Source organism: Streptomyces sp. (assembly GCF_031181555.1).
GTDB lineage: Bacteria > Actinomycetota > Actinomycetes > Streptomycetales > Streptomycetaceae > Streptomyces > Streptomyces fimbriatus.
The window spans coordinates 1-7,115 of record NZ_JAPSKQ010000020.1; the positions used below are offsets into that span (position 1 = coordinate 1).

6 protein-coding genes and 1 pseudogene are annotated in these 7,115 nt (G+C 73.5%); 1 reads left to right on the forward strand and 6 read right to left on the reverse strand.

What is annotated here, in order from left to right:
* Positions 1-1,163 precede the first annotated feature (1,163 nt).
* The 6 genes and pseudogenes from RIM90_RS06910 to RIM90_RS06935 all read right to left on the reverse strand — a co-directional run bounded on the left by RIM90_RS06910 (position 1,164) and on the right by RIM90_RS06935 (position 6,540).
* The gene (locus RIM90_RS06910; RefSeq protein ID WP_309059680.1) at positions 1,164-1,604 is read right to left on the reverse strand and encodes a hypothetical protein; all 441 of its coding nucleotides are present in this window, start codon (positions 1,602-1,604) and stop codon (positions 1,164-1,166) included.
* Positions 1,605-1,812: 208 nt separating this feature from the next.
* Positions 1,813-2,160, reverse strand: a pseudogene (locus RIM90_RS06915) (SAM-dependent methyltransferase); the annotation flags it as partial.
* Between the two features lie 107 nt (positions 2,161-2,267).
* A complete protein-coding gene (locus RIM90_RS06920) occupies positions 2,268-2,957 on the reverse strand; it encodes an SMI1/KNR4 family protein (RefSeq protein ID WP_309059681.1) in 690 nt (229 codons plus the stop codon).
* 91 nt (positions 2,958-3,048) lie between these two features.
* The gene (locus RIM90_RS06925) at positions 3,049-4,110 is read right to left on the reverse strand and encodes an alpha/beta hydrolase (protein WP_375165406.1); all 1,062 of its coding nucleotides are present in this window, start codon (positions 4,108-4,110) and stop codon (positions 3,049-3,051) included.
* A 54-nt stretch (positions 4,111-4,164) separates the two neighbouring features.
* Complete coding sequence (locus RIM90_RS06930) at positions 4,165-5,781, reverse strand: phosphodiester glycosidase family protein (RefSeq protein WP_309059682.1); 1,617 nt, start codon at positions 5,779-5,781, stop codon at positions 4,165-4,167.
* A gap of 324 nt (positions 5,782-6,105) precedes the next feature.
* Complete coding sequence (locus RIM90_RS06935; protein WP_309059683.1) at positions 6,106-6,540, reverse strand: hypothetical protein; 435 nt, start codon at positions 6,538-6,540, stop codon at positions 6,106-6,108.
* 47 nt (positions 6,541-6,587) lie between these two features.
* Between RIM90_RS06935 and RIM90_RS06940 the strand changes: the two genes are divergently transcribed.
* Positions 6,588-6,968 (forward strand): hypothetical protein, encoded by a 381-nt coding sequence (locus RIM90_RS06940; protein WP_309059684.1) that lies wholly within the window; start codon positions 6,588-6,590, stop codon positions 6,966-6,968.
* Positions 6,969-7,115: the final 147 nt, after the last annotated feature.

Genomic DNA, 7,115 nt, shown 5'->3' on the forward strand with positions numbered 1-7,115 from the left:
CCCGACCCGTGGGGCATCTGAGGGCGTCCTGCGGATCGCACGGGCACCGGGCGGCGCGGCACCGCCGTCCCGGACGGCACCGGTCGCCCGACCGGCGGTTCCACCATCGGCACGACGCGGTCCGCCTGACGTCCGGGTCGGTCTCCTCCGCCCGGGCAGCGACAGTACCGGCGTGCCTTCGCAGTGCTGGAAGGTCCATCCCCGCTCCACCACGAGACCGAGGACCGCCTGCCGGCCGCTCACCAGGGCGTCGGGAACCCGGACATCCGGCAGCGATCCCATCACCTCCACCGTGTGAGGGGCACCGCACGCCCTCCATCCGGCCTGCAGGGAGCACCGTGCCGTGGACATCGAGTTCCCTCGCCCGTACGTGACAGCGCGATCCGGCTCGGGGCCGGTGTCCCCCATGCCCCGAAGGCCTTGGCCGGACCCGGACGGTTCCTCCCCGTACCTCACCGAGATCTGGGGCGCACTGGGCCTGGGTCACTCGCACGAGGACATGCGGCGGATCCGGAAGGAGATCACCGCCCGGGCCCCGCACCACTGCGGCGCGCACTGTGCGGCGCTCCAGTACCGGTGCGCGAAGCGGCGCGGCTCCGGGACCGGCGGTCGAGGGCGCGAGCCGGGGCTGAGAGCCGGACACGCTCGCCCGGGAGGTGCGCGGGGCGTCGGCCCGACATCCCACCGGGTTCGGGCCGGCGCCCCGCCTGCTCCGGTGGCAGGGCCAGCGCGGCACGCCGCCTGCGGACACTCCGCGTCGCGGGATCCGGGAAGGCCGACAGCCGGGGCACGAGGTCGCGCAGGACGGGACCGTCGCGGAACGGGGTCGGGCCGGACACCTCGAGGCGGCGTCCCTCCGTGGAGGAGCGGTCCCCGAAGACGACCGGCTCGCCCAACGCCCGTACGGGCCCGGCGACCGAGGCCCGGGCGGTCACTCGACCGAGGGCACGAGTGGGATTCCGGAAGCAGCCGCGCGTCGTCCAGAGGAAGGCCCCGTCGCCTTCCTGCAGGGTCCGCGCCGCCCTGACCCGCCCGGGCGGGAACGCCGTCCGCTGCTCGGTGACCACCCGGCTCAGGGCGGCCGGTCTCCGATGGTCAGCAAGTGCGCGGACGACATGCCGATCACCTTGCCGAGACCGGCCGTCCGCTCGTTGTCGCGGATGTCAGAGCCCCGTCCGCGCCAGCAGCGCGGGCAGGGCCTCCGGCTTCACCTTCTGCACCGACCGCACCTGCCCGAGGCCCAGTTCCTCCCGGCTCACCGGGTCGCGGTACAGCGCCTTCGTCGCCTCGGCCAGCAGGGTCACGGCAACCAGGTAAGGGATGTCGGGGTCCTCGGGATCCCGCCGGGGTTCGTCGTCGACCTCGGCCACCGCGGCGACCGCCGACTCCGGGTGGGTGAAGAAGAACCAGATGCGATCGCCCTGGATCATGCGGTTGCGGCGGCTGAGCCAGAGTTCGAGTTCCGGCTCCTCCTCCGCCAGTCGGCGCATCGTCTCCTTGTCGGACGGCTCCCCGTCCAGTGTGTCCCTGTGCGGATTGAGGATGTAGATCCAGTCCGCCACGGCTTCCCCCTCGGTCAGACACTCGGCCCGTACATCCGCCATCCGCACGACGTGCAGCGCCCCATGATGCCAGGTCCCCAGGGCCCATGCGTACGCATTTTCGGGAGTCAATGACTTCGGTAAGCGTGTCGGCAGCGTTCGAGGTCGGCTTGGGGGCCGGTGGGCGAGTGGAGCGGGTCGGCCGGTCCGTTCCCGCCCCGGTGAATGCGGCTCCGTGGCGGTGCTGTGCGGCGATGTCCAGGGCGGGCAGCAGTTCGCTCGGACGTCGCACCTGCTCGGGGCGCGACTCCGGGGGGCCGTCCGGGTCGTTGACCGTCAGGTCGCTCACGCGCACGGTGGTGGCCGCGTCGTCCGGTGTCCGTGGTCCTCGCAGCGGCCACAGGTGGACGGGGAGGGCGTGCGCGGCGGCCGTTCCCGGGGCCCGCGCGGTGACCTGGGTCAGGATGCCGCGGCGGACCGACTCGGCCCGAACGCGGCGGTCGGCCTTGCGGCAGGCCACCGAGGCGGGCACCACCATGACGACCCGGCCGCCGGGCGCGGTGTGCGCGTAGGCGTGCCGCAGCCAGGTGAGCTCGCCCTCGGCGCGGGACCGTGGTCCTCGCGTCCGACGGAACGTACCGCGGCAGTACTCTCCACCGGCCCGGTGCGGCGGACGCGATCGGCGGAGAGGGCCCCGGCAGCCTGCGCATCGCGCGGGTAAGCCGGTCAGACACCCGCTCCCGCCTGCCGCGCGGTGCGCTCGGCCTTCCCCAGCCAGTCGGTGTACCAGCGGGCGAAGGTGACCGGCTTGCCCTCGGGGTCGAGGAGGGGTTCGAGGTCGGCGTCGTCCGCCCGGGGGTCGGACCAGATCGTGCCGCGGTGGGGGCCGCTGACGACCAGCCATTCCCGCAGGGCACAGCCCAGGTGGCAGATCACGACGGCGCCGGCGGTGCGGGCGGGGGCGAACATGACGGCTTCCCACCGCTCGTCCCACGCCTCGATGGCGTCGTCGAAGTCCTCGATCTCCTCGAAGTCCTCTTCCTCGGGACGCTCGGCCAGGAGCGCGTCGAGGAGTCCGGGGTCCGGGCCCTTCTCGGGGAACGGCTCGGCCAGCGCGGAGAGGTCCGCCATGTCGGCGCCGTCGCCCTCCCAGCGCCAGCGGCCCTGCACGCGCCGCACCGGGAAGACACCGTAGGCGGGTCCCGCGCCGCCCGCGCCGACCTGTGTGAGGAACGCCCGGTACTCCTCGGGCAGCCTCACGCCCAGGTGGGCTTCCAGCTCCGCGAGGTCGCCCTCGGCAAGGGGGTCCGCCAAGGCCCAGCGGTGCCCCAGAGCCCCGAACACCTCGCTGCTCGCCGGCAGCGCGCCCAGCGCCGCGACCCGCTCCCGCACCCCGGCCCACATCTGATCGACCATGCGCAGACCCTGTGCGCCCCCACTGACGTCGACAGGGGCGGGACGGGTCTCGCGCGCCGGTGACCGTCACCGGCCGCCGCCGGGTGCGGACTCAGTCGTCGACCCGCAGGGCGCCGAGCAGCATCGGCAGGGAGGCGTGCAGTTCGCGTTCCCAGTACGCCCAGCCGTGGGTTCCCGGACCGTAGAAGTGGGTGGTCACGTGCTTCGCGCCCACGCGCTTCAACTCGGCGGCGAGGGCGTGGTTCTGCCGGTTGAAATCGGCCTCGAGAGCGCTGGTGAGGCCCGGTGGGTCCAGGGGGCCGGTGGTGCCGTCGCCGCAGGACAGGTACACGGGGACGGACTTGAGCCGCTCGGCCAGGTGGAACGGGTCGTGGGCCTCCCAGATGCGGCGCTGCGCGACCGGGTCGCCCCAGACCCGCAGCGGATCGTCGCCCTGGCCGGCGAAGAAGCCCATGATGCGGTCGGCCGACTCGTCGTTCAGGAGCGGATGGGCGGAGCCGGAGTACGCGGCGGCCGCCCTGAACATGCCGGGGTGCCGGGCGGCGTACAGCAGGGCTCCCTGGCCTCCCATCGACAGGCCGGCCACGGCCCGGTTGCCGCCCGCGCCCCAGTCGCGCTCCAGGAGGTGCCGCAACTCCACGGTGTGGAAGGTCTCCCACGCGGGGTCGCCGCCCCGGCCGTGGTTCCACCAGTCGCTGTACCAGCCGTTCCAGCCGGCCTCCGGCATGACGACGAGCACGTCGCGCAGGCTGTCGATCTCCGCGACGTCGGTCCTGGCGGTCCATGAGGTGTAGTCCCCGCAGCAGCCGTGCAGGAGCCAGAGGGTCGGCCAGTGCCGGCGTCGGTCGTCGGGGTTCCAGCCGTCGGGGGTGAGGAGGCGGACCTCGACCGTCCGGCCGCCCAGGGCCGCTGATCGCACCGACAGGTCGACCTGCCGGTCCGCGACCCGGGTGACCGCGACGACCTCGGCGCCGCGCGGCTTCGGGGAACGGGCGGCGCCGGCCGCCTCCCCCGCGGCGGTGGCCTCCAAAGGCGCCACGGGCGGGACGGCGAGCGCCGGTGCGGTCGGCGCGAGAGCGAGAGGCACTACGGCGAGGACGAGCAGGACACGGGATCGGAGGAGGGACAGGACGGCGGTCACGGTCGCGGACACGGCGGCTCCCTGCGGTGCGGTTCGGCGCTGCACGAGCGGTTCGACCGGGCTGGGTCAGTTCCTGCGGGGCAGGATCAACAAGGCGTCGCCGACGGGACGTTCACCGGCGGCGTCGGACGGGTCGTTGACGACGTCGCCGTCGACGACCATGGTGGTCGAGCCGCCGCCGTCGAGGTTGACCGCGTCCCGGAGTCCCAGTGCCCTGGCGACCTCGGCGCTCTCGGCGATGCTGAGCCCGAGCGCGTCGGTGCTGCGTCCGTCGGCGGTGACGAACACGGTGCGGCCGGCGGCGTCCACCCCGGCCAGCGTGCGCGGGTTGCGCTTGTGCACCCAGCCGTAATAGAAGCTCGGGTCGCCCGGGCGCACCATGCCGTCGGTGGCGGGAGTGATGTGGAGCCGCCCGTCGCGGACCAGTTCGGGGCCGGCGTTCAGGATGTCGGTCCCGGCCGAGGGGGAGACCCGGCGTCCGTGTCGGTCCAGCAGGGTCGTCCTGACGCGTAGGTGGTCGCCGACGTGCGCGAGGCCGGTCAGTTCGGCGACGCGCCGGCCGGTCGCCTGGATCGAGCTGCCGCCGGGCGGAAGCGGTCCGCCGCGTGGTGAGCGCAGCTCGACGACCCGGTCGTCGGCGTCCAGTACGGCTTCGAGTCCCTCGCCCCGCGGTGTGCGTGGGCCGTAGTCGGGGGTGAAGGCGACGAGTTCGTCGGCGTTGGTGCAGGTCACGTCGTGCAGCGGCGAGGAGGTCGGGAGGTCGCCCGGGTTGCCGCCGCAGTTCCTGATCAGACCCGGTACCCGGTTGACGCCGCTCAGGCTCAGCGAGGCGTCCCGATCAATGACCCTTCCCTGCCAGGTGAACCGGGCGACCTCCGTCCGCCGACCGTGGTCGTGGACCACCAGGCCGGGGCGCCCGTTCACCGGTTCACTCAGCAGGCGTCCGTCGTACACGCCCACGCCGGCCGGGTCTCCCGGGGCGCCCGCTGCGGGGTCGAGGACGAAGAAGCCGGCGTTGACCGCCGCGGTCGCGCCCGCGGCGTCCGACAGTTCGCCGGTGGTCTCGCGGTTCTCCAGGTCCGGGCCGTACGACGCCTGGAGGCTCCCGCGGAACCGGCGCGGGTCGACGGTGAGCACGTCGACGCGCCAGGGGCCCCGGTCTGTGGCGTCGCCGTCCCAGCCGGTGTACACGGCGGATCCCGTGTATCCGGCTGCCCTCAGCCGTGTTCGCTCGGATGTCGCGGCGGACTGCGAGCCGAACGATCCGACGCGGACCCGCCATCCGAGTGTGCCTCCGGTGTAGTCGGCCACCTTCGCCGTCGTCACCTCCTCGACCCGGGCCCGGAAGCCGTCCTGTTCGAGGTCGGCGGCCAGTTCGTCCGCGCTCGCCCTGTCCTTCAGGGCGGTCGGCGGCGCGTCGGGATCGGGCGAGGTGTCACCGCCGGGGATGGACACCTCGACCGTCCATCGGAGGGCCGGGGCCTCGCCGCCGCGCACGATGCGGGTGAGGGTGACGCCCGGCTGCAGGGTCGTCGTGGTACGGGTCTCGGTCAGGTCGGAGGGGCCCAGGGGCAGTGCGGGCCGACCTGACTGCGGGCCGGGGGACGACGCCTGCGCCGGCAGCACGCCCACCGTGACGAGGACGCCGAGGACGGCACCCGCACCGCACAGTCTCTTCTTCATCTGCACCACCTGGACGGACGGGTGTGGGGGCACGTGGACGGACGGGCGTGAGGGCACGGCCGTGGTGCGTCGGTGCGCGTTCCGGTGGGCGCGTCGCGGGTGGGTCGAGGACCGGGTACCGCCATGTGTCCTCCCCTCCCCCTCGCCTCGTGCCGGCACGGCTGCGGACAGCCGACCGACGCACCACGCACCACTATCGATCGATTCCGGCTCACGTCAAGGTCCGGGCGGGGGTCACCGCGGCACCGGACGGACGGGACCAGGGAACTGCCCCGGCCGGCTCGGCGGGCCGGTTCGGTGAACACCGGGGTTCCTGATGGCGGATCAGGTATAGGGGAACTCCTTGGACGCCACCTCGATGACCTTGTCCTCCTTCAGGAAGGCGCAGCGCACGGTCCCGGACTGGACGATCAGCATGTCGGGCACGTGCGACTCGTAGAAGCGGAGGTATCCGATGGGGCCCGTGCTCGTCGTCCTCGCGCCGAGCCACTGCACGAGCCTGCGCAGATCGTGGAACCCGTCGGGATGCGCCTCCTGCCGCACGGTCAGCGCCCATCCTCCGTGGACCGCGCGCAACTCCGCCACCTGAAGGCCTCCGATGCGCCGTGCCGGCCCTCGGCCGTCCCACAGGGGACATTCGTACCCCTCGTCCTGCCGGCCGCCCTCCTCCGCCGCATGCCAGCGCAGCAGGTCGAGTTCGCGGGGCGAGAGGGAGTCCGGCAGGTCGAGCGCGAGCTGGAGTTCATAGGTGTCGGCCATGATCGAAGATTACGCGGACCGCCGGGGCCGGGCACCACGCCCATGGTGTGCCTGACGTCACCGAAGCGCGTGTCGCTGGTGGTGGTCACGATCCGGGCGGGAGCGGTGAAGCGGTCCTGGAGTTCGCTCGTCACTGGGCCGCGGGGACGGCCGCCCGGCACACGGCCGACCGCAAGACGATCGGGCACCCGGAGGTCGGCGACATCGTGCTCGACTGCGACGTCCTGCTCGTCCCCGGCGCGGACCTGCGCGTGGTCACGTACACGGCGGCGGCCGGAGGCGGAGAGGCTGGACCTCCTCCGCGTCACGGGTGGCCGTACCGCGACGGCGCTCTCCTGACCGCGCTCCCCCGGCCGCGTTCCCCCGACCCCGGCCGCCGGGCGGCACCGCGGCGGCGGGCGGCCCGCGTTGTCAGTGGTCGCCCATAAATTCGATCACGTTCCGCCGAGGTGGCGTGAACGTCCCCTTTCGCATGCATGGGAGATGGTGCGTTGTCGGTCCGGGAGAAGTCGAGCACGGCACGGGTGGTGCCGTCCGCGCGGCCGCGGAAGCTCGCCAAGGTGCCGTTCGTGGAG